Source organism: Clostridium massiliamazoniense, from assembly GCF_001403635.1.
In the GTDB taxonomy this organism is placed as follows: Bacteria; Bacillota; Clostridia; order Clostridiales; family Clostridiaceae; genus Sarcina; species Sarcina massiliamazoniense.
The window spans coordinates 194,562-221,103 of record NZ_LN879466.1 but is presented as its reverse complement, the minus strand read 5'-3'; the positions used below and the strand labels follow the sequence as shown (position 1 = coordinate 221,103).

22 protein-coding genes are annotated in these 26,542 nt (G+C 26.3%); 4 read left to right on the top strand and 18 right to left on the bottom strand.

Features of this window, described 5'->3' with window-relative positions; all coding sequences use genetic code 11:
* Positions 1–208 precede the first annotated feature (208 nt).
* The 4 genes from ARA19_RS02020 to ARA19_RS02005 all read right to left on the bottom strand — a co-directional run bounded on the left by ARA19_RS02020 (position 209) and on the right by ARA19_RS02005 (position 6,857).
* Positions 209–1,417, bottom strand: coding sequence for a hypothetical protein (locus tag ARA19_RS02020; protein ID WP_055069283.1), 1,209 nt, complete (start codon positions 1,415–1,417; stop codon positions 209–211).
* 1,447 nt (positions 1,418–2,864) lie between these two features.
* A complete protein-coding gene (locus ARA19_RS02015) occupies positions 2,865–4,712 on the bottom strand; it encodes an ABC transporter ATP-binding protein (protein WP_055069282.1) in 1,848 nt (615 codons plus the stop codon).
* Complete coding sequence (locus tag ARA19_RS02010; protein ID WP_055069281.1) at positions 4,696–6,441, bottom strand: ABC transporter ATP-binding protein; 1,746 nt, start codon at positions 6,439–6,441, stop codon at positions 4,696–4,698. The genes ARA19_RS02015 and ARA19_RS02010 overlap by 17 nt, the downstream gene beginning before the upstream one ends.
* A 17-nt stretch (positions 6,442–6,458) precedes the next feature.
* The gene (locus ARA19_RS02005) at positions 6,459–6,857 is read right to left on the bottom strand and encodes a MarR family winged helix-turn-helix transcriptional regulator (protein WP_055069280.1); all 399 of its coding nucleotides are present in this window, start codon (positions 6,855–6,857) and stop codon (positions 6,459–6,461) included.
* Between the two features lie 246 nt (positions 6,858–7,103).
* Here ARA19_RS02005 and brnQ point away from each other — a divergent pair, with 246 nt between their 5' ends.
* Entirely contained in the window at positions 7,104–8,396 is a 1,293-nt protein-coding gene (gene brnQ / locus ARA19_RS02000; protein WP_055069279.1) for a branched-chain amino acid transport system II carrier protein, read from the top strand.
* Positions 8,397–8,472: 76 nt separating this feature from the next.
* Here brnQ and ARA19_RS01995 read toward each other — a convergent pair whose 3' ends face one another.
* From ARA19_RS01995 to ARA19_RS17375, 5 genes are all read right to left on the bottom strand, one after another.
* Positions 8,473–9,918, bottom strand: coding sequence for an amino acid permease (locus tag ARA19_RS01995; RefSeq protein WP_055069654.1), 1,446 nt, complete (start codon positions 9,916–9,918; stop codon positions 8,473–8,475).
* 407 nt (positions 9,919–10,325) lie between these two features.
* Entirely contained in the window at positions 10,326–11,741 is a 1,416-nt protein-coding gene (locus ARA19_RS01990; protein WP_242862373.1) for a basic amino acid/polyamine antiporter, read from the bottom strand.
* A gap of 232 nt (positions 11,742–11,973) precedes the next feature.
* Complete coding sequence (rocF, locus tag ARA19_RS01985; RefSeq protein WP_055069277.1) at positions 11,974–12,882, bottom strand: arginase; 909 nt, start codon at positions 12,880–12,882, stop codon at positions 11,974–11,976.
* A gap of 85 nt (positions 12,883–12,967) precedes the next feature.
* Positions 12,968–13,870: an arginase gene (gene rocF, locus ARA19_RS01980; RefSeq protein WP_055069276.1), complete on the bottom strand. Its 903-nt coding sequence runs from the start codon at positions 13,868–13,870 to the stop codon at positions 12,968–12,970.
* Positions 13,871–14,806: 936 nt separating this feature from the next.
* Positions 14,807–14,962, bottom strand: coding sequence for a hypothetical protein (locus ARA19_RS17375; protein WP_157452212.1), 156 nt, complete (start codon positions 14,960–14,962; stop codon positions 14,807–14,809).
* 648 nt (positions 14,963–15,610) lie between these two features.
* On the opposite strand from ARA19_RS17375, the gene ARA19_RS17370 reads away from it, so the two are divergent.
* A complete protein-coding gene (locus tag ARA19_RS17370) occupies positions 15,611–15,769 on the top strand; it encodes a hypothetical protein (RefSeq protein ID WP_157452211.1) in 159 nt (52 codons plus the stop codon).
* 60 nt (positions 15,770–15,829) lie between these two features.
* On the opposite strand, the gene ARA19_RS01975 is transcribed toward ARA19_RS17370, so the two are convergent.
* The 4 genes from ARA19_RS01975 to ARA19_RS01960 all read right to left on the bottom strand — a co-directional run bounded on the left by ARA19_RS01975 (position 15,830) and on the right by ARA19_RS01960 (position 19,268).
* On the bottom strand, positions 15,830–16,693 hold the full coding sequence (locus ARA19_RS01975; RefSeq protein WP_055069275.1) for a metallophosphoesterase: 864 nt from the start codon (positions 16,691–16,693) through the stop codon (positions 15,830–15,832).
* 162 nt (positions 16,694–16,855) lie between these two features.
* Positions 16,856–17,170 carry a hypothetical protein gene (locus ARA19_RS01970; RefSeq protein ID WP_055069274.1) on the bottom strand — a complete coding sequence of 105 codons (315 nt, stop codon included), beginning with the start codon at positions 17,168–17,170 and terminating at the stop codon, positions 16,856–16,858.
* A gap of 22 nt (positions 17,171–17,192) precedes the next feature.
* Complete coding sequence (locus ARA19_RS01965; RefSeq protein ID WP_055069273.1) at positions 17,193–18,239, bottom strand: hypothetical protein; 1,047 nt, start codon at positions 18,237–18,239, stop codon at positions 17,193–17,195.
* A gap of 531 nt (positions 18,240–18,770) precedes the next feature.
* Positions 18,771–19,268 (bottom strand): hypothetical protein, encoded by a 498-nt coding sequence (locus ARA19_RS01960; protein WP_055069272.1) that lies wholly within the window; start codon positions 19,266–19,268, stop codon positions 18,771–18,773.
* 311 nt (positions 19,269–19,579) lie between these two features.
* On the opposite strand from ARA19_RS01960, the gene ARA19_RS01955 reads away from it, so the two are divergent.
* A complete protein-coding gene (locus ARA19_RS01955) occupies positions 19,580–19,789 on the top strand; it encodes a hypothetical protein (protein WP_055069271.1) in 210 nt (69 codons plus the stop codon).
* A gap of 163 nt (positions 19,790–19,952) precedes the next feature.
* A complete protein-coding gene (locus tag ARA19_RS01950; RefSeq protein ID WP_055069270.1) occupies positions 19,953–20,231 on the top strand; it encodes a hypothetical protein in 279 nt (92 codons plus the stop codon).
* A 197-nt stretch (positions 20,232–20,428) separates the two neighbouring features.
* On the opposite strand, the gene ARA19_RS01945 is transcribed toward ARA19_RS01950, so the two are convergent.
* The 5 genes from ARA19_RS01945 to ARA19_RS01925 form a co-directional block, all read right to left on the bottom strand.
* On the bottom strand, positions 20,429–21,487 hold the full coding sequence (locus tag ARA19_RS01945; protein WP_055069269.1) for an SH3 domain-containing protein: 1,059 nt from the start codon (positions 21,485–21,487) through the stop codon (positions 20,429–20,431).
* Between the two features lie 238 nt (positions 21,488–21,725).
* Complete coding sequence (locus ARA19_RS01940; protein ID WP_055069268.1) at positions 21,726–22,373, bottom strand: nitrite/sulfite reductase domain-containing protein; 648 nt, start codon at positions 22,371–22,373, stop codon at positions 21,726–21,728.
* A 1,124-nt stretch (positions 22,374–23,497) separates the two neighbouring features.
* Entirely contained in the window at positions 23,498–24,202 is a 705-nt protein-coding gene (locus ARA19_RS01935; protein ID WP_207643331.1) for a FadR/GntR family transcriptional regulator, read from the bottom strand.
* Between the two features lie 250 nt (positions 24,203–24,452).
* Complete coding sequence (locus ARA19_RS01930) at positions 24,453–24,815, bottom strand: YccF domain-containing protein (protein WP_055069266.1); 363 nt, start codon at positions 24,813–24,815, stop codon at positions 24,453–24,455.
* Positions 24,816–25,006: 191 nt separating this feature from the next.
* Positions 25,007–25,969, bottom strand: a complete 963-nt coding sequence (locus tag ARA19_RS01925) for a TDT family transporter (RefSeq protein WP_197276552.1) — start codon at positions 25,967–25,969, stop codon at positions 25,007–25,009.
* Positions 25,970–26,542: the final 573 nt, after the last annotated feature.

Genomic DNA, 26,542 nt, shown 5'->3' with positions numbered 1-26,542 from the left:
TCTGAATGCTTAGTCAAACTTATCTAAAAGCGTGAGGTTATTTATCTCCTACTTATAGAAGATAGAAGCATTAATAAGCTATCAGATTAAAAAAAACTATATACATTAGGTATAAGTACTATTTCTAATACCCATATATAATGTATATAGTTTATAAAATCTTATATTTTTATTTTTTAATTAGCATACTGCTTAAGAGTACTTTTTTTTAGAGATTTAAAATTTCTTTCTTACTAAAAAAGTATTCTTCATATAAATTTTTACTCATAATATATTTATTATCTGTTAATATTAAATCTAATCCTAATTTATTTATAAAATTTATAAATTTCTTTGTATTCCATTGTCCAAATATTTTTTTATAACTTTCACTTTTAATTTTTATGAATTTTTCTTCTTTTATTATTTGTTCAATTTCTACAAGATATAAATCTAAATATCTTTTTATTTTTTTATACTCAAACATTTCTATGGACATATTATGAAGCTGAAATGTATAATCTCTTGTATAACCATATTTATTGCCAATTTTCTGCAACGAAACTTCTTCTTTTGTGAAATTATATTCTTTAAATATATTCCAAGATTCTTTTAAGGTTTTACTACTAGATGAATTAACATAGTTCTCTACTATTTCTATTAATTTCTTCATATCTATTTCTTTCTCAGATATATTATTATTTCTTAAAATCCAAATTCCTTCATTATTTTCTTCAAGCAATCTAGAACTTTCAAGCTCTCTATATAATTCATCTTTTGTAATGTCTTCTAATATAGATATATTATAATATAGTTCATCAAAGGACATCCCCTTATCACTGCTTCCTAAAAATCTACCTATTTTTGTACTTAATGAAATCTTGTTAATATTTTTATAGTATTTCATTATTTCTTCAATTTCTATATTTATTTTAAATAATTCTTGCTCTCTTAACTTTTCTTCTAATCTTTTTATTGTTTTCTTTTCACAAATTAGTTCTTCTTCTAATTCATCAATTATACTCTTTTCTTCTTTTTCTTCACTTATTAACTCTAAATCATATACTATATTGTATTCTCTTAATAAGTCTTTAAAACTTGATTTTTCAAATTTCCATTGTTCCCCTAATATCCTAAGTTTTTTTAATAATTCACTCACATCTTCTATTTCAATCCCATAGGTTTTTTGAGCTACTTCCTTTATATTTATGACCTCAAAGAAACCTGTAGCATTAAATATTTTACAGATATCCTGTAAAATCCATTTAACCAATCCATAATCCTTATCTGCTACTTTAAAAAATTCCTTCTCTTTAAGTATTTCTAATAGATTTTGCTTATCCATGTATAGATAACATGCCTCTTGAATATTTATTGCTCTATCATTTTCATAGTAATATTTTTCAAACTTTTCTATAACATAATTTTTCAAATCCATACCTATCACCTTTTTCTTGTAGTAATTCCCAACCATGAGAATTATAACATATCTATTTACATTTTTTTAAATTCTACAATTCAATCTTATAGATAAAAAATAGGTTTTTTGATGCATTTTACAATAATTCATATTTATACATAGAAATATACAACTCAATTCCTATATTTAAGTACAAGATTAAAAAAAATGTTTAATTTCCATATTTTTTTAAACTTATTTATTATCGTTAATTTAAATAAAGTTAAATTAACAAAATCATAAATTTAATAGGTTTTCATTTAGGAATTTTAAATTATACTACAAGTTATTTTTGAGGAAATAAGGTAAATTAAAAATTACTATATTTATCTGACTATTAAAATTATTTTAACCACCTTTAACAATACCAATTAATCTATATTATTTAATATTTTTTATTTTATTATTTGTAATGAATAAAATTATCCTTCTTAATATTTTCATTAAAAAGAATTATAAAAAAATATTTTATTCTTAGTACCTAACTAAAAATAAAATATTATTCTTTAAAATAAATATTTGCTTAATCACTAATATCTATATCATTCCAGCTCTTTATAAGGTGGAACCAAACAAATACATGCCCCTAGATAACTTCGACTAAAATTCAGCTAGAGTCAGAACTCTATCTGAATTAAGTCTTAGTTTATAAATTAAATCATCTATTCCTTAACTTTTTTAAGGAGAAATATAATGGTTACTTTAACATTATTCCTATTCTTATCTTAAATCAAGGAAGTTCAAAAATATTTTTCTTAAAAGAAATACTAATTTATAACATTTATTTGAAATTTACCATATTATTATTACTAATTCATATTTATATATATTTAAATACTACAAAATTATAAAATTATCTAAGAAAAGTGTGAGGAGCATATATACCCAAAACCTTTAAGCATATATACTCCTCATCCATTCTTAAAATCTGCTAAAAATTACCCACCTAATATTTATAGCAACAGTAGCTTAGCTCCTATAAATATTAGCTAAATACTCATACCTTTTTTTGTGTAAAAACTTAAATAATCTCTATGTCATTATAATACATTCATTCCTTTTTTAAGTCAAAAAGGTTTAATTCATAATTTAGCATTTTTTTATTCATAATTTATTAAAAAAATATTAGATATATTTTCCTTATGAAATTTTTTTAATTATTCATCTATTATTTAATCAATAATAAAAAAAATAGTTTAAAACTACATATATTGCTATTTATTCAAAGTTAACCTATTATAATCTCTTTTGATTTTCTATATTTATGCAATATCAATAAAAAAATATTCATTTTTTTATTCATTCTTCTAACTTATGTTTATTATTATTAAAACATCTGTATATATAAATAGTTGCAAATAATTAATTTCTTAACAAAAAAATAAGAGGAACATATCTCTTACTTTAATACATTCCTCTAAAAAAATTAAGCAGTTTCATCAAATTGACTATTATAAAGATCTGCATAAAGACCATCTTGAGCTAGTAACTCATCATGAGTTCCTTTTTCTATAACATTTCCTTGCTTCATAACCAATATTAAATCAGCATCTTTAATTGTTGATAATCTATGAGCTATTACAAAGCTTGTTCTTCCTTCCATTAACTTATTCATAGCTTTTTGTATATAGCCTTCTGTTCTTGTATCTACACTACTTGTTGCTTCATCAAGAATAAGTATTTTAGGATTTGCTAAAATAGCTCTTGCTATTGTTAATAATTGTTTTTGTCCTTGAGATATATTTGAAGCCTCCTCATTTAATATAGTATCATATCCCTCTGGAAGAGTTCTTATAAAGTAGTCTGCATGTGCTGCCTTAGCTGCTTCTACAACTTCTTCAAAGGTTGCTCCCTCTCTTCCATAAGCTATATTATCTTTTATACTTCCATTAAATAACCATGTATCTTGAAGAACCATTCCAAAAGTACTTCTTAAATCAAATCTTGATAAATCTCTTATATCAACACCATCAACCTTTATAGCTCCATCATTTACATCATAGAATCTCATTAATAGATTTATAAGTGTTGTTTTTCCTGCTCCAGTTGGTCCTACAATAGCTACAGTCTCTCCTGGTTTAGCTTCTATATTCATATCTGTAATAAGAATTTTCTCTTCACTATATCCAAATTTAACATGTTCAAAAGTAACATTACCTTTACCTTCTATAGCCTTTGTTTCTTTTGGTTCTGGAACTTCTTCTTCCTCATCTAAAATTTCAAAAACTCTTTCAGCAGAAGCCATAGTTGATTGAAGAATATTAACTATATTGGCTGTTTGACTTATTGGCTGACTAAATTGTCTTGTATATTGGATAAATGCTTGAATATCTCCAAGAGTTATTAATCTCTTTGTTACAAAAATAGCACCAGCCACTGCAATAGCTACATAAGCTACATTGTTTATAAAATTCATTAAAGGCATTATTATACCTGAAACAAATTGAGCTCTCCATCCAGCATCATATAATCTTTCATTTATTTCCTTAAATTCATTGATTACTATTTCTTCTCTATTAAAAGCTTTTACTACTTTATGTCCACCATAGTATTCCTCAATATGTCCATTTATAACTCCAAGTTCTCTTTGTTGTCTTCCAAAGTGAATTTGAGCTTTTTTCATGAAAGGTGCAATAACAAACATACATATTGGAAGTGTTACTAAGCATATAAGTGTTAACCAAATATTTATAGTAAGCATCATTATAGTTACACCTATTATTGTAATTATTGATGTTATTAATTGGTTTAAACTTTGTTGTAAAGTAGTACTTATATTATCTAAGTCATTTGTTACCCTACTTAAAATATCTCCCTTTGAATGAGAATCAAAGTATTTTAAAGGTAATTTAGCTAATTTTTCATCTATATCATTACGTAACACCTTAACTGTATTTTGAGCAACACCGGCCATATAATATTGCTGTACGTAAGAAAATATAGAACTAAATATATATAATGCAATAAGAGTTAGGACTATGATTCCAACATATTTAAAATCAATAGTTGCCCCTGGAACACCCTTATATTTCATCATTACACCTTCACCAATTTTAGTAATTGCTTTACCTAAAATATAAGGACTTAATATAGAAAATATAGTACTCAATATTGCCATTATAAAAATAAGCACAAGTTTTCCTTTATGAGGTAATAAATAACTAAAAAGTCTTTTAGAAGAGCCCTTAAAGTCCTTTGCCTTAGCTCCAGAACCAGGTCTCATCCCTCTACCAGGGCCCATGCCCATGCCGCCTTTTTTATTTTGCATACTCATTTTCTACCTCCTCTTCTGAAAGTTGAGATAAAGCTATTTCTTTATATAGTGAACAGTTTTCTAATAATTCTTGGTGAGTTCCTATTCCCTCTATCTTACCTTCGTCTAACACTATTATTCTATCAGAATCTCTAACACTACTAATTCTTTGACCAACTATAATTACAGCAGCTTCCTTAGTTTCATCTTTTAAAGCAGCTCTTAACTTTGCATCTGTTTTAAAATCTAAAGCTGAAAAACTATCATCAAATACATAAACTTCTGGCTTTTTTACTAAAGCTCTTGCTATAGATAAACGTTGTTTTTGTCCACCAGATACATTGTTACCACCCTGTTCTATTGGATGCTTATATTTTTCTTCCATATTATTTATGAATTCTGTTGCTTGAGCAATTTCTGCTGCATGCTTAACTTCATCCATTGTAGCATCCCTTTTACCATACTTAATATTTTCTTCAATAGTTCCACTAAATAGTACAGCCTTTTGTGGTACAAAACCTATTTTATTTCTTAAATCCATTTGTGACATAGTTCTTATATCAATATCATTAATTAAAATTTGACCTTCTGTAACATCATAAAATCTAGGTATTAAGTTAACAAGTGTTGATTTACCACTTCCAGTACCACCAATTATAGCAGTTGTTTCGCCTGGTCTAGTTACAAAACTTACGTTACTTATAACTGGATTTTCTGCTCCTTCATAAGAAAAACTAACATTTCTAAATTCAATTTTTCCTTTTTTATTATTTTCTTCTTTAACTTCTTTTTTTCCATCAACTATAGAAGGTTCTACTGCTAATACTTCATTTATTCTAGCAGCTGAAGCTGATGCTCTAGGTACCATAACAAACATCATTGCTAACATTAATAATGAGAACATTATTTGCATTGCATATTGTAAAAATGCCATTAAATCTCCTATTTGAAGCCCATTAACATTAATAAGCTTAGCACCAAACCATATTATAGCCACTGAAGTTAAGTTCATAATTAACATCATTGAAGGTCTTAAAGTTGCCATTATTTGATTTACTCTTATTGATGTATTTGTTAAATCATCATTTCCTTTAGAAAATCTTTCTCTTTCAAAATCGTCTTTATTAAAAGCTCTAATAACCCTTACACCAGTAAGTTTTTCTCTCATTATAAGATTTATTCTATCTAACTTCCCTTGCATAGCCCTAAATAAAGGGATTCCTTTTTTCCCTATAATTGTAATAGCTACTATTAAAACTGGAAGAGCAACTACTAACACTAAAGATAATTTTGGGTTACTACTTACAGCCATTACAATTCCACCAATACATACAAGTGGTGCTGTTATCATCATTTTAAATATAATTATAGTAACTCTTTGAACCTGACTAATATCATTAGTAGTTCTATTTATTAAAGAAGAAGTACCAAACTTATCAATATCAGCTTGTGAAAAACTTTCCACTTTAATAAACACCTTTTCCCTAATATCTCTAGCAAAAGCATCTCCTACCTTCGCAATAAGATAAAAAGCAATTATCATGGCAATCATACCGATTATAGTTATAAGAATCATTTTTCCACCAAATTTATATATAGCGTCTATATTACCTGCTATAATACCTTTGTCTACAATTTTAGACATTAAATTAGGTAAATATAAATTAGATAACGCTTGTATAAATAGTAAAATAACTATAACTATAACTTGAAGGGTATATGCCTTCAAATGCTTTAATAATTTAAGCATTAATCATCACCCCGTCTTTAATTCTTATTATCTAAAACTTCCATTAAACCATCATTTATTTTGTTTAATAGAAAATTGAGATCTTTTTCTTCTTCTGGACTTAAATTTTTAAATACTTTTTCACTAACTTCATTCATTCCATAAAAAGCTTCTTTAGCAATAGCTTTTCCTTTTTCAGTTAAACTCACTCTTGAAATTCTTAAATCATCCTTGTCTTTCACTCTTTCAACAAAGCCTGATTTTTCTAATCTTTTTACCATGACATTAACTGTTGCAGGACTCACATTAAGCTTTTTTGCAAGTTCTCGTTGACTTTGCATCCCTTGCTTTAACAAAATAAATAACATAGCTGGTTGTCCAGAATACAAACCTTTGCTTTCTAATATTTTTTTACTACATTTATAATGTAATTTCATAGTTTTTAAAAAAATATCATAAGAACTTACTTCTGAAGTATTGTTAATTTTAATCACCTCTTTGAATTTAATTAGTCGGCTAATTAATATAGTAAATTTTTTGTTGTATTTTGTCAACTAATTTATAATTATTATTCATTATTTCCAAATTAAATTACAATATTCTTTGTATTCCGATAGTATTTTTGTTATGATATATATGCTATTACGTAACGTGGATTTAAAATCATATGGAGAGATAAAGTTATGAATAAAAAAACTAAAGATTATATAGTTATAGGTTTTGCTATCTTCTCTTTGTTTTTTGGGTCTGGAAATCTAATATTTCCACCAAAACTCGGAGAAGCAGTGGGCAATCAATTTTATTTAGGAATTATAGGCTTTTGCTTAACAGGTGTTATATTCCCTGTGCTAGGTCTTATGGCATGTACTAAAACTCATGGTAACTTCGAAGAATTATTTGAAAGAGTAGGAAAAAATTTTTCAAAAATATTCTCTATAATATTAGTTTTATTAATAGGTCCTATAGTGGCTATTCCAAGAACAGCAGCTACCACATTTTCTTTAGCTGTTCAACCAAATTTCCATCATTTAAATATAATAGAGTTTTTAATAGTATTTCTATTAATAGATTTTTTCTTAGTTATAAGACCATCAAAATTAATAGATGTAGTTGGAACATACTTAACACCAATATTATTATTAATACTCTTTACTTTAATAATAAAAGGAATAATAGCACCTATAAGTTCTTATTCAACAACAGTTCCTGTTGATAGCTTCCCTAAGGCTTTAACAGATGGTTATGAAACTATGGATACCATAGCTTCAATAATATTTGCATGTCTAATAATGGGAACAGTAAAATCAAAAGGATATAAACATAAAGAAAAGATAAAAGTTATATTAAAATCATCTATAGTAGCAATTCTTGGGCTTTGCTCTGTTTATGGAGGGCTTATTTACCTTGGCTCTAGAACAGGAGTTCTTGGACATAACCTTTCTGATTCATCATTACTTCTATTCCTAGCTCATTCTCTTCTTGGAAATGCAGGAACTATAGGTATAGAAATAGTACTAGCCTTAGGTTGTATAGCTACATCTATTGGAGTATTATCAGCAAGCGGTGAATTTTTTGTAAGAATATCAAACAATAAAATAAAATACAATGTAGCTATAATATTTATGATTATAATAACTGGATTAATAGCTAGTATAGGACTTACTAGAATAATTTCTATTTCAACCGTACTATTAAATATAGTCTATCCGACTACAATGGTGCTAATACTATTAAACCTAATAAAAAAATATATAAACAACAATTATGTATTTAAACTATGTACTTACATAACACTATTAATAAGTTTACTTGATGCCATACCACTACTACAAAAATATATGAATTATATTCCATTAACCAAAGCAGGTTTTGGCTGGGTAATTCCATTCGTAATAGTTTTCTTAATATGTAACTACTTTATGCCAAAAGAAAATTTAGTTACTAATAATAAATTAAGCACAGATAAACTTAGTTAAAAAAAATAAATTTATGAATTTTGTTTTTAAAACTAAAAAAGTAAGGAATAAGCTACTTTAGCTTATTCCTTACTTTTTATTCTTTATCTATTTCATCTAATCTTCTTAAGTCAACTTCATCTAATGTTAATAACTTTGTCTTATATTTAATTTTATAATATAAAAATAATCCTAAAAATATAGGAATTGCTATATAAGAAGATATCAATCCCCCCCAATTTAGTGGTGAGAAGTACGCATATCCTTGTCCTACTATTACTATAAAACATAGAAGAAAAGCTAATATAGGTCCAAATGGATATAATGTAGCTTTATACTTTAATCCTTCCAATGTACCTTTTTGATGAACATAGGCTTTTCTAAATCTATAATGACACATTGCTATTCCTAGCCATGCTATGAATCCAGATAATCCAGCTGCTGCAACTAACCATAAATACACTGTACTTTGTGAGAATATACCTGTTAGAAAACAAACAGATGCCACTAAAGTAGTTAATATTATAGCATTTACTGGAGTTCCACCTTTATTTGTTTTCTTAAATATTTTTGGTGCTTTTCCTTCCATAGCCATAGCATATAGCATTCTACTTGATGCATACATTCCAGAATTTCCTGCTGATAATATAGCTGTTAGGATAACTAAATTCATTATTGATGCTGCTCCCGCTATACCTATTTTTTCAAAAACTATAGTAAATGCACTTGTTTGAACACCTGAGCTAGCATAAGGTACTATAGCACCTATAACAAGTATTGTTAATAAATAGAATAATAAAATTCTCCAAAATATAGCTTTAACAGCCTTTGGTACATCTCTTTCTGGATTTTCACTTTCTCCAGCAGCAAGACCTACAAGTTCTGTTCCTTGAAATGAATACCCAGCTATTAAGAATATAGCAAATATTGATTTAAATCCACCATTAAATGGACCTCCATTTAAAAAGTAATTTTTAAATCCAGTAGCTGTATGACCATTAAATGATATAAATATCATTGCGCCACCTAATATTAAGAAAATTATAATAGTTGCTACTTTAACAGTAGAAAACCAAAATTCGCCCTCACCATATGCTTTAGCTGATAATAAGTTTAATGCTACTATTATTGCTAGAAAAAAGACACTCCAAACTATTGCTGGCACATGAGGAAACCAAAATTTCATTACAAGAGACCCCGCAACAAGCTCAGCTGCTATAGTTACTGCCCAACTATACCAGTAATTCCACCCTAAAGCAAATCCCATTGCTGGGTCTATGAATTTAGTAGCGTAAGATCCGAATGACCCTGATTCTGGTAAGTAAGTTGCCATTTCTCCAAGACTCGTACATATAAAATATACCATTACTCCTATTATTCCGTAAGCAGTGAAAGCTCCACCTACACCAGCTTGGTGTATACTATCTCCCATTGCCAAGAATATCCCTGTTCCTATGGCTCCCCCCATTGCTATCATACTAAGATGTCTAGGTTTTAAGGTTCTTTTAAGTTGTGGTCCATTGGATTCATTTTTCTTACTCATTTTTATTCCTCCTGTTAGATATTTAACCATAACTATTACTCCTTAAAGTAAATTTGATAATTATGATTTAAAACTCCATAATGTTTTTAAAATATTATTTATCTGATGGCCAGTATCTGTAACACTCTACTCTCCTATAACCTAAAGCTAAACAGACACATATCCTTGATAACCTCCACTAAAATCCAGCTAGCGTCAACACTCTACCCGAATTAATCCTTAGTTTATGTAAACTAATTAATTTATTTAAAATGTAATTGAAATTTCTTACAATAGCTAAAAAGGTTCTAGTAGAACTAGAACCTCAAAATAAATATTACTAAAATAATATTTAAAGTTATAATCTTCTAAATCAATAGAATCTTTTCTCTAGTTACATTTATAATTTTACTATCGTAAAATATAATTTATTTAATCATTGGTACAACAAGATATGCTATAGCACAACAAGCTATTACCATTATACCTATACATAGGCCTAATTCCCATTTTGTATCGAACATTTTGTTCTTTTGTTCTTTTGCTCTGATGAATACAAATATCCAACCAAAAGCATATAATATAAACAATTCTAATATACCTGTTATTCCTGAAGTTGATAATGCATAAAGTGCAAATAACATACTTATAACTGAGTAAATAATTGGAGCCCATGATCTTTTTTCTTCTTTCCAGCATAATTTGATTAAGAATGCAGCTGAAAGTATATAAGGTAAAAGAACCATTGCAGTTGCTATATTGGTAATAGCTGTAAATGCATTACTTGCAAACATAGCAAATATGAAACCAATTTCCATTATTACACCATTAAGAATTAATGAGTTTATAGCAGCTCCGCTCTTAACTGTTTTTGCAAGACCTTTAGGGAACACCTTATCTTGAGCAACAGTCATTGGAACCTCTGCATTAATAATTGTCCATGCAATCCAAGCACCAGCAACTGATATAAGAACACCTAAGTTAATGATAACTGCAGCCCATGTACCCCAAGTTTTTTGTAAAACTCCACCTAAAGCTGGGTTTTGTAAGTTTATTAAAGTATCTTGTGGAAGAGCACCAAAGCTTAAAAGAACTATTAATACATAACAGATAAATGTGAATAGGTAACCGATAATTGTAGCCTTACCAACATCACTAGCTTTTTTAGCTCTACCTGATATAACAACTGCACTTTCTATACCAATGAATACCCATACAGTTTGTAATAATCCATTTTGAACTTGTGTTCCAATTCCACCTAAGTTTTGTCCACCTTGTAAAGCTGTATTTGCTGCCCAAAGGTCTGATGTAAATATGTGTAACTTAAATGAAATAATTAATAAAATTATAGCCATAATAACTGGTAATATTTTACATACAGTTGCTATAGTATTTAATTTTTCTGCAACAGCCATACTTTTAACTAATATTACTATTGCTCCCCAAATCATTATTGTAGCAATTATTAAACCAGTCCAGCTATCAACACCACCCATTTCAGGGAAAAATGATTTAAGGGCATATATAAATAGTACTGCATAGGATACATTCCCTAAAGTTTGGCTTAACCAATATCCCCAAGCAGAGTTAAATCCTACATATTTACCAAATCCTTCTCTAGCATATGTATATATCCCTCCTGATAAATCAGGTCTTTTTTCATTAAGTATTTGGAATACTTTTCCTAAGAAAAACATACCTATACCAGTAATTACCCAAGCAATCATTGCTGCTATAGGACCACCTGCTTGAGCCATCTCTGAAGGTAATTGGAATATACCTCCACCAATCATTGAGCCTACAACAAGCGCAATAAGTCCAATAAGTCCCACTTTCTTTTCCATTGAGTTATCCTCCTCTAATCTTTTGTACATGTAAAAGCTTTTTTTAAATAGGATAAATTCTAAAATAAACTATTTTTAATTGCTATTATTTCGCGGATTTAAGATATAAATCTTTTTATTCTATAAATAAATATTTTTTAAACTATTTCTTTTAAAAGCTTTTTAAAATTGTTATTAAGCTTAAGTAGAAAACCTAAGCTTAATAACATTTATAAGATTTAATTAGTAAAAACTACTTAATCTCTGCTAAACATCTTGATACAGCATTTAATATTTTAATACAGTTATCTGTAGTTACTGTATATTCAAGTCCTGGATTATATTCTGAGAAATCCATAGCTTTTATTTTTCCTGTTTTGAATAATTGTTGTAACATATATTCTGTATCATGCACATTTATTCCATCATATACTGGAGTACCTGTTCCTGGAACTAAGTTCGCATCCATAGAGTCTATATCAAAACTTAAATGGAAGTTGTTAACCCCTACTTTCTCCATTCTTGCAACTACTTCCTTCATAATTACATCCATGCCTCTTTCTCTTATATCAGCACTTGACCAGTAGTTTATATTGTATTCTTTTATCATATCAACTTCGCCTGGATCTAAATCTCTTTGACAAATTAAGAATACTTTACTTGGATCAACTTTTTTACCTTCAAAGAATATATTTTTAAGTCTTTCACTTCCAAATCCCATTGATGATGCTAATGGCATACCATGAATATTACCTGATGGACTTGATTCTTCTGTATTTATATCTCCATGTGCGTCTATCCAAACTACTCCAAAGTCTTCTCCGAAAGCTTTAGATGATCCTGCTACTGTTCCAAGTCCCATTGCATGGTCTCCACCTACTGAAAATGGAAAAGCTCCTGCTTTATGTGAAGAATAAACTACTTCTGCTAATTCTTCATTACATTTTACAATTGGAGTTACCCATTTCATATGAGTTCCTTCTTCATATTTTTCTGAAGCTGGTCTTTCAGGAACAATTAAGTTACCTAAATCATAAACTTCATTTCCATTCTTTTCAAATATTTCAATTAATCCGTTTTCTCTTAGTTTATTTGGTCCCTTTTCTACTCCGAATCTATCACATCCATAATGTAATGGAATTCCTACTATATTCATTTTCATAGTAAATTACCTCCTGCAAATTAAAAAAGTGAATTTTATCTTTAATGTTTCCTTAACGTACTTGTTTAAATTTTCTATATTTCAATTATTTCATACAGTTTTTAGCTAAATGATTTAATACTTTTATACAACTATCAGTTGTTTTATTGTATTCTAATCCTGGATTATACTCAGCAAAATCCATAGCTTTTATTTTTCCAGTTTTGAATAATTGCTCTAACATAAATTCTGCATCTTCAACTGATATTCCGTTATCTACTGGTGTACCTGTTCCTGGAACTAAGCTTGCATCCATACAGTCAATATCAAAGCTTATATGGAAGTTATTAACTTTAGTTCCTTCCATTTTAGCAATTACTTCTTTCATTATTGCTTCCATACCTTTTTCCTTTATGTCAGCACTTGTCCATAAATTAATGTTGTATTCTTTTATTAATTCAACTTCACCTTCATCAAGATCTCTTTGACAAATTAAGAATACCTTGCTTGGATCAACTTTTTTGCCTTCAAAGAATATATTTTTTAATTTATCGCTTCCAAATCCCATTGATGCTCCAAGTGGCATTCCATGAGTATTTCCTGATGGGCTTGATGCTTCTGTGTTTATATCACCATGTGCATCTATCCAAACTACTCCGTAGTCTTCTCCAAAAGCTTTAGCAGCTCCTGCTAGTGTTCCAAGACCCATTGCATGGTCTCCTCCTACTGAAAATGGGAAGTTTCCAGCTTTAATTGTTGAATATACTGATTGTGCTAAGTTGTTATTAGTGTTAACAACTGGAGATAAATACTTCATTGTTGTTCCAACTTCATATTTTTCAAAAGCAGTTACTTCTTTCACATAAAGGTTTCCTAAATCATAAACTTTGTGACCTTCGTTTCTAAATATATCAACTAATCCCTTTTCTCTTAATTTTTCTGGACCAAATTGAACTCCATATCTGTCACATCCATAGTATAGTGGCACTCCTAATATATTAATATTCATAATATATCTCCTCCTCTGTCTTATTATTTTTAACCTTATTACTTTGAAAAATTAATGTTATTTCCGCCCTTTATTAACTTTAAATTATTATATATTTTAAATAATAATTTATATTAATAAATTTAAAGTTAATAAAAATACAGTTTAAATTAATTTTTATAAATAAAAAGTATTTTTTATTTATTAAATTCTTAATTTTTTCGCCGTTTTTTATTTGTTTTGCGGCACATCTATAGAATAGCCACTTTAATTTATTAAATCAAAAAAGCTATATCCTATATATTTTCAAAAAAAAGGTTTTTTTATTGAAAAATCATAATAATAAGATAAAAATATGTTAATAAATTCAAAATCAAAAGGTAATTTAAAATTATTTTTGTTAATTAAACTACTTTTTTAAAGAAATTGTAAATTATTTTCCATAAAATTGCATATTATAAATTTTTCTATAATCACAGTAAAAGGAAAAATTATTATTAAAATTAATAATAAAATTCTTTTTTTTTATAAATTTCAATATTGAAACTCGATATTATTATAAGCACCTAAAAATTAAAATTAATATTTTTCATTAACAACTAATTAATATTTATACATTTTATCATACTTTTTTAACAAAATCATAATATTATTAAAAAAACATTTTTTTCCTATAGTTCAATTGGCTTTTTTGAAGCATTTTCTTTTAATTTTTCTTCTTAAATTTTTACCTTCATAAAATTTTTGATATATTAATTTATTAATAATTCAATTTATTTTCTACACTTTTAATAATAGCCTTTATTATATATCTTAAAATACCTAATTTTTTTTAAAAAGCTGTAATTTGTATAAAAATTGAAGAAAAAAAGGCTAAATTTAAGTATTTTTTAACCCCAAAAAAGGACTTAATCCAAATAAAATTTTTCTTTTACTGAATTAAGTCCTTTTTTTATATCAATTATAGTTACTTATCTTTTCTCTCATTGAAAGAATAAATATTTTTTCTGCAATGGAAAAAGAAGCTGCTGAATGCTCTTGTCTACTGCCTTGCTGTAATTTCTTTTCACTAGATTCTACATTTTTAATTTTCTTTTCATCCTTAATATTCATACAATTTCTCCGTAGCTTAATATATTAAAAAGAGAATTTAAAAGAAACAAATAAATCTTATCTTTATTGCATCTTAATCCTCTTTTTCTAAGTATAACTTGAAATTTATTTTAATTATTTACTACATTTTAATATGATAAGGTGTATTTAAAAAAAACTTTATATGAAATTACTATGAATTTTAATTCACCTTTTTCTTATTTAATACCATAATTTATATATATTTTAATAAAACTTTTTATAAATACATCTTCATTTCTAGAATAAATTCCATAGTAATCTATAATATTTTCTCCTATATTTAAGTTTATTAGTGACTTCAGGTAATTAATTCCTTATATATCCTTTGATTTTATCTCATTAATCCATTAATATATTAATATAAATTAGGAGGATTTAGCATTCTAGTTCTCTAATTTTAATATTATTTAACTTTTAAACTTACTAAGATAAAAATAATTAAATCAATAATCAAGATTTTTATAAAGATTCTATTTAAATTGATTCTTATTTTATTAGCATAAACTGAGATTAGTGTCTGTTTATCTCTAATTTATAAAAAAGTGGAATATTACAAATACTAATTATCAGATAAATTGTATTTTAAAAATAAATAATATAATAAAAATAAACTTAAGAGGTGATTTTTTGAGTACAACAAATTCTAAGAAAAAATCAATTATATTAGTTGTTTGTATCTGTATAATAGTTGCCATTGCAGAAATAGGAATGTTTATACATAACAAAAATGAAATTTTAAATCAAAAATCAAAAGCTCCAGCAACTGCTACAACTCAAAGCAAATAACTTTTATCTACGAGAAAAAATCAACCTGTGATAAAATATACCTCAGGTTGATTTATTATGTTACTTTCTTTTTAATGTTAATAAATTTATTTCAGGTGTATTAAAAGTTCTAAATTGTAACTCTTTAATTCTCCCACCAGAACCTAATCCTCTCGATACATATTGATTATATCCAGCCCAAGTAGTTAAGCCACTAACCTTTTCCTCACTAGGAAAAAAACAATCTCCTGTTATATCAGGAACATAAAAAGCTCCCATAAAAGGAATTCTAAATTGTCCTCCATGATAATGTCCTGCTAATATTAAATCATAATGAGGAATTTTAGTATGTGCTATCCTTTCAAAAAATTTTTTATTCCTAGGATAATGACATATAGCTATTTTTAAATCCTCTTCTTTTATATCTAAACCATAACTATAGTAAACTTCCTTATCTAAATATTTTGAAATCCATATTTTCTTATTATTTTTCTCTATTAAAAAAGGTTTTTCTAAAATATTACAACCTTTTTCCTCTAAAAAGCATCCCATTTTAGTCTTTTTTCTACTTTCTCTATCTATTGCCACTGGTCCATTGTTTCCAGCTACATAAAACATATGCTCTTTATTTTCTATTCCATCTAACATCCATATAAATTCCTTAATATCATCTGTAAATCTATAATTCGCCATGTCCCCTGTTAATGCTAAAATATCATAATCTAATGAATTTATTTTATTTAGTAATCTCTTTTGTTTATATCCAAAGCTTTTACAATGCAAATCACTTATTTGAAGTATTTTAAAATTTTCAAACTCTACAGGTAGATCCTTTATTAATATCTCTTCTCTAACAACCCTTATTCTATTATTATCTATTACATTATATATTACTGGAGCTGTTATCAATCCAAGCCCTAATAAAAGCTTTGTTTTTTTCTTCATAGAAATCCTCCTTAAGCCAAATTTTATTGCTTTTAATATAATATAAACCTTAAATATACTTATATTATATCACTCAAATTATTAAATTACTTATCTTAATAATGAACCTATATAAGAAAAAGGATGTATCTATAAATTCCATACATCCTCTTACCTTTTAATTTACAATATGTCAAATTCTAAACTTCCATCTTCTTTAATTTCATTTATAGAAATCTCAATTGTAATATTTTCATTTTTGCTTACGTCCTCTTTAATACTATATATACGTCCATCTTCTGTGTACATTCTTATTATAGTTCTATCCCTAAAATATTCCGTTGGTATTTCTATTTCCTTAATCTCTTTTATACCTAGATTTTTTAAATTAAATAATTGAATTCCTACTCCATCATAAGTAAAACCTAACTTATCCATATATTTATTACTATTATTTTTTACCCTTACAGTAGCTAAAGCTTTTTTTGAATTAATCATTACCCCTCACCCTTATTATCAACTATTTATTAATTAATTTTTTTAATTCTATTTCTATTGGCACACCTTCTATAATAACATTTGAGTTTGAAAAAAAAGTATTCTCAGTTAATCTTGGTACTAATGTAATTTTCTCTGTTTCTTTACCTACCTTTAAAGACGTTATTCTCTTAACCTGTCCATTATCATTTAACTTATTAGTTAAATTCACTATTTCTCCACCAAAACTATTAAGTACCTTAACTTCTAAACTATATTTATTATTTATTTTTCTTTTTGACTTTCCCCCATACATATAGGAAATATCCATTGTGTCTCCTTTAATAATTATATTATCTACATCAACTTTAACATTGAAATTCTCATTAACTAAAGAGCTAGATTTATTAACCTTTAAAATATCTCCTTGTTCAATGTTTGATATATCATTTATATTATATGAAAATCCCCAATTTCCATCTATAGAATAGGTTTTAGTAGATGAATAAATTACATCTAATTTATTACAAACATAATCTAATCTAATAGGCGCTTTTATTTCACTTATAGGAACTTCTGCCTTTACAGTTATTTCTGTTTTCTTATCTAAAAAAACACTCTGTATAGTTGGAGAAAATGTTTTCATTTTTCTATCCCCAATAAATATTTCAAAATGCCCTTTAGTGGATATTTCAAACTTATTTTCATCCTCATTAATTAAATCCTTATCTAAGTTTCTATAATCTAACATCATTTTAATATTTAAATGATTTCCATCTAAATTTACTTCATTTAGTTCTAACTTAATACCCTTATCCCAAGCTTCCTTTAAAACTGGTGTTTCACTATTTTCATTAATAACAAGTACATCTTCATCTATTTTATTAGAAGTTTCTTTCATGCTATTTATTAAAAAATATATTAATATGCCTATAACTATCAAAAATATAAGTAATAATATTATCTTAAAATTTTTCTTATTATCTCTTTTTGAAGTTTTAAATCTCCTGCAATACTCTTCATAGCTGTAAGGAGCTTTTTTATCTATTTGCTCTTTTTCCTTATTAACCTTATCTATATCTTCTTTCATAGATATCCCCCTTAATTAGAGCACTATTTTTAAATATTTAATGTAACTTCAGGTAAACGTAAACTCAATTCATGTGGAGTTTTAACTCCATCTGAATTAAGCTACAATTTATAGAAATTAAAGACCTTAGTTAAAATAATTTTATACTATAATTACTTAATAATCTCTTATGATGAACAAAATTTATACTTTTTTTACAATAACTTAAAATTAAATTTATTTTAAATATATTTAATTTTATATTATTTTGAATATTATTTATTCATTTTGCCAATAATATAATTGCAAATTACACTTATATTATTTATTATTTTTAGAGTGAGTTATTGGAATAATCCCCCACTCTCACTCTTTTTTATCTTTTACTAATATGTGTATAATCCGCTTTCTATAAATTGAAAATAAACAAAAACTATCTCTATATAATCTGCTAAAATTTGGATAAAGTGAAAACTCTATGTAAATTAAATCTTAATTTTTTCTTTAGTAATAAGGACTAAGAATTTCAAGCCCTCGTTAAAACCCTTAGTCCTAATATACCAATCTTTTAGGTACATCATTTATATTATCCATATTACTTTTCAAACTAGTTTGTAATTCCATAACACTTATTAAAATTCCTGTTGCTCTAAAAAAATCTATTACTATATTTTTCAAATTAGTTATGGATAAATTATTTTTAAAAGTTAACTTCCCTACTTTAAGATTATTATAATAAATTCCTGTTGTCTTAGAAAATAAAAATCTATTACTCATAACTAATTTAAATTCCCTACCGTCATCTATTGTGAAATATAATATTCTACTTCGTTTATACTTTTCTAATCTTACAGTATTGATATGGGAACAATCCATAAACTCATTATCCACTTTAATTTCTAAAGAAATAGCAGCTGTAGCTCTATTTTTATTAATAGATAATTTTGTATCTTTTATAGCTATAATATCAGCAATTTCTGATTTATAAAGTAAATTTACTTTATTTTCAACAGCTTTAATATTGCCTCTATAGGTTTTTAAATATCTCATAACCCGTTCCCCTTACCTTAGTATATTTTTCTCTTTAAATTTATATACATAATTTATACTTTTTATTCAATCACACTATAAAATTCTATTTTAAATTATAGTACATGAATTATGACATAGTAACCATTATTTATAACTCCACTCCATTATTGAAAAAATTTACTTGTATAGTAGTATATCTTTATAAAAATATTATAAAATTTTATATAAAACCTCTTTTAGTTTTTTTGAAAATAAATTCTACTTATTTTATAATTTATAATGTAAATCTTAACCAAATATAATTAATAATAAATATTATATGAATGGAGATGACCAATATGCCTAGCAGTCAAACTCAAGCAAATAAAAGATGGCAAGCTAAAAATAAGGAATACTCTAACTATTTAAAGAGTAGAAGTACAGCTAGAAGTTTTGTTAGAAATAAAGCTACTTCATCAGATATCGATGAATTAAGAGCTCTTATAAATGAAAGAGAACTTTTTCTAGAGCAAGTGAATAATGAAAGTCAAATTGGATAAATTAAAATTAAATACCTTGTCTCAATATTAACAACCACTATATATGTACATACATATGTTAGTGGTTCTTTATTATATTCCAAATTTTTATTACTATATTAATAAAGAATCAATTAAGCTACATAAAATAATAATTTGTATTTAAGATTAAGGAGGATGTTTTATGAATAAGGAAGTTTTACTTAAGGAAATTGAAGAAAGAATTAGTTTATTGGAAGTATTATTAGTTTCAGTAAGCGAAATAATTCAAAGAGACAAAACTGAAGGAAAAATAATGGCTTTAAAGTTTATAAAAACAAACTCTGAGATCTTAGGAGTTAGCCCTTATGAACTTATCAATCTTTTGGGTGACAAATTTACTAATTGTCATAATCACATAAAAGAAGAATTCATAAAAGAAGGTTTTGACACTATAATAAAGGAATATAGTAGCATTGCTTAATTGAAGAGAACGGAACAAAAAATGAGATGTGTTAAATTTAACACATCTCATTTTTTCTTTTGGCTATATAAAGGAAAGATGATTGGCCTCTCCTATTTCTTTTCTCTATTAATACATTAATAAAAAAGCTTTATATTTTTTGAATTTTTTGATAACTTACTGTTAACTTTATTTATTATATATTATCTATAACCTTTTTACAAGTTATTAATTGATTGCTCTAAAATATATCCAATTTTCCCATTGTAAATTATCTTAATCCAATTTGGACCTAACTCAACACATTTAAAAGCATAATTATTTGATAGATAATATTCTAGATTACTGCTAGAAGATGGTTTACTATACACAGGAACATTTGTATTGCATTTAAGATATGCACTAACTGGTTGTGATTTTATAATATAACTTGCTGTACTTTGTAAATCCCCTATAGCTGGAGTTATATTATCCATTATTCTAAAATTATTTTCTAATATTGATGGTAATATAGTACCTACATATTTAGAATCTACATAACCTAAACTTCCTTGAACGTCAACTTCATACCAGTTTCCAATAGCTCCTATAATATTAAAGTTTCCCACATTACTTAATCTATATATTATTTCTGAATTTGAATTTGGACTCTGTCTTACATTTAAAAGAACATTACTACTATTAACTCCATTTACACAACCAATAAGATTACATTTCATAAATGAGTTCCCTGCATTAACTACTGCAGATATCTCAACTTTATTTTTATCTATAAATCCAACATAATTTCCTATACTTATTCTATACCAATCTTTATATTCTCCTGTTATTGTTACATATCTACTATTACTATGTAAGTATCCATACTTTGAGTTAGCATCAGGCTTACTATAAACCTTCAACTGATAAGGCTCTACATTTAAATTTCCCACCACTTGTATTGAATTTATATTATATCCTGCTGGTGACTGAGTACTTAATATACTGCTTAAATCTACCCCTTCTGGATTAACTATACTGGAATTATTAGATACTATACTTTCTTTATTCTCTACTATCGGTGCCGCTATACTAGTGGTTGGTGTAGTATTTAATGCCACTTTTGCATCAATTGATGTAGATGCATTAATTATATCCTGATTTGTTTCAGTAGTACCAGGTTTATTTATTATGGATGCATTACTATTTAAATTATTTGAAACCACATAACTACCAATAATATAAGCACCTACACCTAATATTATTAGAATAACAGCTATAATAGTAACTTTTTTCATATATTTATCCTTAGCCTTTCTAAAACTATTTTAATATAAAAATTATAATGCTTTATTCAGTAAAAATCTTTTCTTTATTATTACAAATTGAAAACCAAAGGTATTAATAATAATTACAATGTTCTAAAGCATTATTTAATATTTACAAAAAAAGAATATTTTTATACATAAATATAGTATATACTACCAATCACTATATTTAATAAAAATATTCCTTATTCAAAAAAAATATATATCCTTATAGATTTAAAAGTTCTCTAAATCTTTCTATGCCTATTCTATCAATTAAAAATCCTAATTTTTCTCCCTCTTCTCCATGTTCTTGATATACTTCAACTATTTTATCAACTAAACTTAAAGCTTCTTTCTCTGTTATCTCTGTAATTAAAATATCAGCCATTCTTGGATTATATCCTGCTGAACCTCCTGCAGTAACAATAAATCCTGTTTTATCAGCTATTATACCAATATCTTTAGCATAAACACTTCCACAAGCATTTTTACACCCTGCTACTCCTATTTTAGTTCTACAGGGCATTTCCATCCACTGATATTTTTTTGATAGCTTCATTCCTGTTCCTATAGTATTATATTTTGATCTCTTACAAAACCCAGCTGGACACATCTCAATATTTTTCATAGAATTTTGTGTCTTAACAGCTGGTTCCATTCCAAGATCTTTCCAAACATCCTCTAAAACTTCTTCTTTCAAATTGGTTATAAGAATTCTTTGTCCTGAAGTTATTTTTAAAACTCCATCATACTTTCTTGCCACATCAACTATCTTTTGCATATTATCTACAGTTATAAATCCACCTGGAATATGTGGAGTTACACCGTAAGTTCTTCTACCATCTCTGACTTTTTGAAGATTTCCGTATTTCATATTAACACCTCTATTATATGGTTATTTTCTCAGCAACTACGGCAATAATTGCGCTTTTTTAGCTTAAAATAAAATTTCAATATACCTCAAATTAATCCTTGCTTTAGCTAGATAACTTTGACTAAGCATTCAGATATAGTCAAAACTCTATCTGAATTAAGTCTATGTTTATAATTTAAACTTAGAAAAATTAGGTGTCAACTATATTCCCCCTATAATTGCTTATTAAATCACTAATATCTACAATATTTCAATATCCTGTGAACCATAAATAACTAAATACAACTATTCTAAATAACTTCTACTGTAGCTTTAATTGCACCTGAAACAAATCTCATTTTCTCTAACATTATCCTAATACTCTTAACTGGTTCAAAAGGTAAATTAAAAATAATAATCCTCTATTTTTATCAAAAAAAGAGCATAATAAAATGATTTTTCTTAAATCATCTTATTATACTCTCTTGTTTGTGTAACGTAGCTATTTCGACCTGAATTAAGGGGAAAAACAGGTTAAATTAAGTACTTAGGATTAAATATAATTTATTTCATTTAGAAATCAAATTTCTTACCTTTGATAGTTCTAATAAATTAAATACTCTAGGGATAGGTTTAAAAATTTCATTACTGTAAATTTTTTTAGATAATCATGATAATTTAATAATTACTTTTACAAACATAGTGCTCTCTATAAAAGAGGGCTTTGCAGTGACTTGAAAAATTTAGTTTATTTTGTTAAAGAATATATTAAATTAGAATCTACAATAAATAGGTTGTATACAATTTATTATACCATCATCTTTTGGTAAGATGTCAGACCAATTTGCCAACATCTATAGTTTATTCTTTTTATAAAAAAATATCTACTATTGTTATTTTTTTAACTTTAATAAATATAACTAATATCCTTATTTTTAAGTTTTTCTTTAATTTTAATCTATATATTTTTAACTTTTTGTTCATTTTTTCTATCTATAATTGTTTTTTTTTTAACTATATTTTAAATTTAATCTAATTCTCTAAAATTTTTATTTATTATTTAAAAAATAAAAAAATAAAAATCAATATTTTTTTATATTAATTTTTATTTTTTATATTTAATAAAGGCGCTAAACTTTTTAAGGCTACAAAGGATACCCTTCTGCTCCTATAACATTACAAACTATATCTGAATGTTTTGCCATAGCATCATATAGTCTAGACCTATTCTTTTCTTTAAAAGCTTCTACTATTTCTTTATGAATATCATTAAGCTTTTCTTTATTTTCTGCACACAATAAAATACCTCGTCTTGTTTCCTTTATAGATTTCTTAAATAAAGAAGATATACTACTAAAAATTATATTTATAAATACATTATCTGTGGCTAAGATTATAGTCCTATGAAATTCATTATCTAGCTCTCTATTTAATTCCTCATCTTCACTATCTCTCATTATATCAATAATTTTATCTAATTTATCAATTTCTTCTGTTGTAATTTTTTCACTAGCAATTAAGGCAGCTTGAATTGCAAGTGCACTTCTCATTTCACGAATTTCATTTTTACTATAATCATTTAATAAAAATATTAATGATAAAGGTTCAAGTAAAGATTCAGAAAAATCTGTTCTTATAAAATTACCAGAACCATGCTTACTTTCAACAAGCCCACCTACTTCTAGTGCTCTCATTGCCTCTCTCACCGATGCTCTACTAACTTCAAGCATTTCAGCCATTTCTCTCTCTGGGGGAAGCTTATCTCCAGGCTTTAATTTTCCATCCATTATTTCTTTTTTTACTTCTTCTACAACTTTTATATATAATTTTTCTTCTTTTAAACTTTTCATATGCATTTACCAATATTCCTTTTACAGAGATGGTAATTCCTCCTTTTTTCTTTTTAGGAACTTGTATATTTAATGTAACCTACCTAAAATTTAACCTTCCCCTTATCTTCTATAATTATAGTTTATATCTACTATAATACAACGTCAATTAATAAGAGCCATCCTCTGTGAGACTATAAAAATAGACTAGTCTAAAAGATAACTAATTATTCTATCCTTTAAACTAGCCCTATTTCTAAAATTTTAATTTTTATTGCACATCTTTACCAAAAGGCATAAGAGATAAATATGCCATTTTTAAAGCTTGAATAGCAAATGGTATTCCTATAATTGTTACTGCTAAACATACTGCACTTATTAAGTTAGCAACAGCTAATCCAAATCCACCAAATATTATCCAAAGTATATTTAAAATTAAGCTCCCTGTACCGTCATTAACAGTCACTATTTCTTTCCCAAAAGGAGCAAGTTGTAAACCAGCCATTTTAAAACATTGTTTACCTATAGGAATTCCTATTATAGTTATACACCAAAGTACTCCTATAAAAAACCAACCTAATGCATTAAAAAACCCCCCAAATATAAACCAAAGTATATTGCCTAAGCATGACATTTAAAAAATCCCCCTTTTCATCTGATAGCTAGAGGCTGTAATACTCCTATCTTCTATAAGTAGGAGAGAAATAACCTCATCCTTCTAGATAACACCCACTAAACATTCAGATAGAATCAAAGCTCCACCTGATTTAGGTCTACGTTTATCTTAGTTCTATATATTATATATTTTCTTTATAAATTTGTCTATTATTTATCTACTCGATTAACTAAATTTCTTTTAATAGCTGACTGATAAAATAAAATAAAAAAACTTATAATAACATAGGCTATTATTATTGTAGCTATTATTAATTCAATATAACCTATAGTTTTAAATAATCCTATTCCCCACATTCCATGATGTTTTAAATAAAGCACCATTTTAAATGTTACTAAGGTACTAACAGCTAGTGGAAAAGTGAATGCTGCTAGTCCCGGATTAAATTTCTTTATAAATAATTTAACAGCAAAGTAATATGCAATTAATATATTAAATATTAAAGTCACAACTAAAAACCAGAAGAAATATACATTTATATCTTTACATATACTCATTAATGCCCCTAAAACAAGAGCTGCTGGTGCTCCAATTATTCCTACTGTAGTTATTTTAGATGTCTCTATCTTCTTAAAGAATATTTTATAGAGCATAAATGGATATAAAACTAAATAAGAAAATGTTGCAAAATAAGCTATTATTTTTGCTACTTCCATATTTCCTAAGCCTAAATAAGTCATAGTCCCTGTAGCAATTCCAACATAAGTTACAAACCAACTTGGAACAACCTCAGAAAAATTATGATTTTTTATTCTAAAAAAGCTATATATAACTATAAAAGTGCAATGTAATAATACACAGAAACTCCATAGTCCACTAGTTGTACTAGGAAATTTATCATGATAATAAGCTGCAACTAAAAATAATCCCATATCTATAGTTCCATAAAAACTAGCTGCCACTGGATTCTTTAAATCTTTCCAAATGCTTTTGGGAAAAATAATGAATCTTGAAAGCATTAAAATTGCAGCTATAATTTCAAAGTAAATAGCATAAATTCTTAAAAACCCCACATGCTGACTAGCATATACATTAGCTAAAGTTACAAATCCTAATCCTGTCCCCATCATTCCTATTGGATAATTCTCCAACATACTTATATACTTTTTCATTTTTTTCACTGTTATAATAATTAATCATTATAACAGTCCACCTCCTCTTTAGTTAATATCTAATTCAAAATAAAAACTATGTACTTAATAAAAATATTTCAATATAGACCTTTTTATTATACATTCTTCATTAACTATTATTCAATTTTTCTCCTTATACTTTCTATATAAACAAATTATTTCTATAGATTTTTATCTTTATAAATATAGTGAAAATTTACTTATAAAAATTTACACAAAGTAAAAAGCAACTATACATTCTGCATAATAATTCATAATTCAATGAATAAATTATCATTTTTGCACTTAATCATTTTTTCTCCCATTTATAAAGTAAATATAATAATTTTTTTTCATTTTTATTATTCTTTTTTCTTTTAAAAAGACTTTTTATTATTATTTTATTATTCTATATTTATTAAAAAAAATAAACTCTCAAAGCTGCAAGTTTCAAATTTAAACTTGCAAAAAAAATATAAAAAAACGCAAGACAACATTCATTTATTATGCTACAATGACAATATAAAATTTATTGAATATTTTGTAATTCTGAGGAGGACAAGTGTATGTACA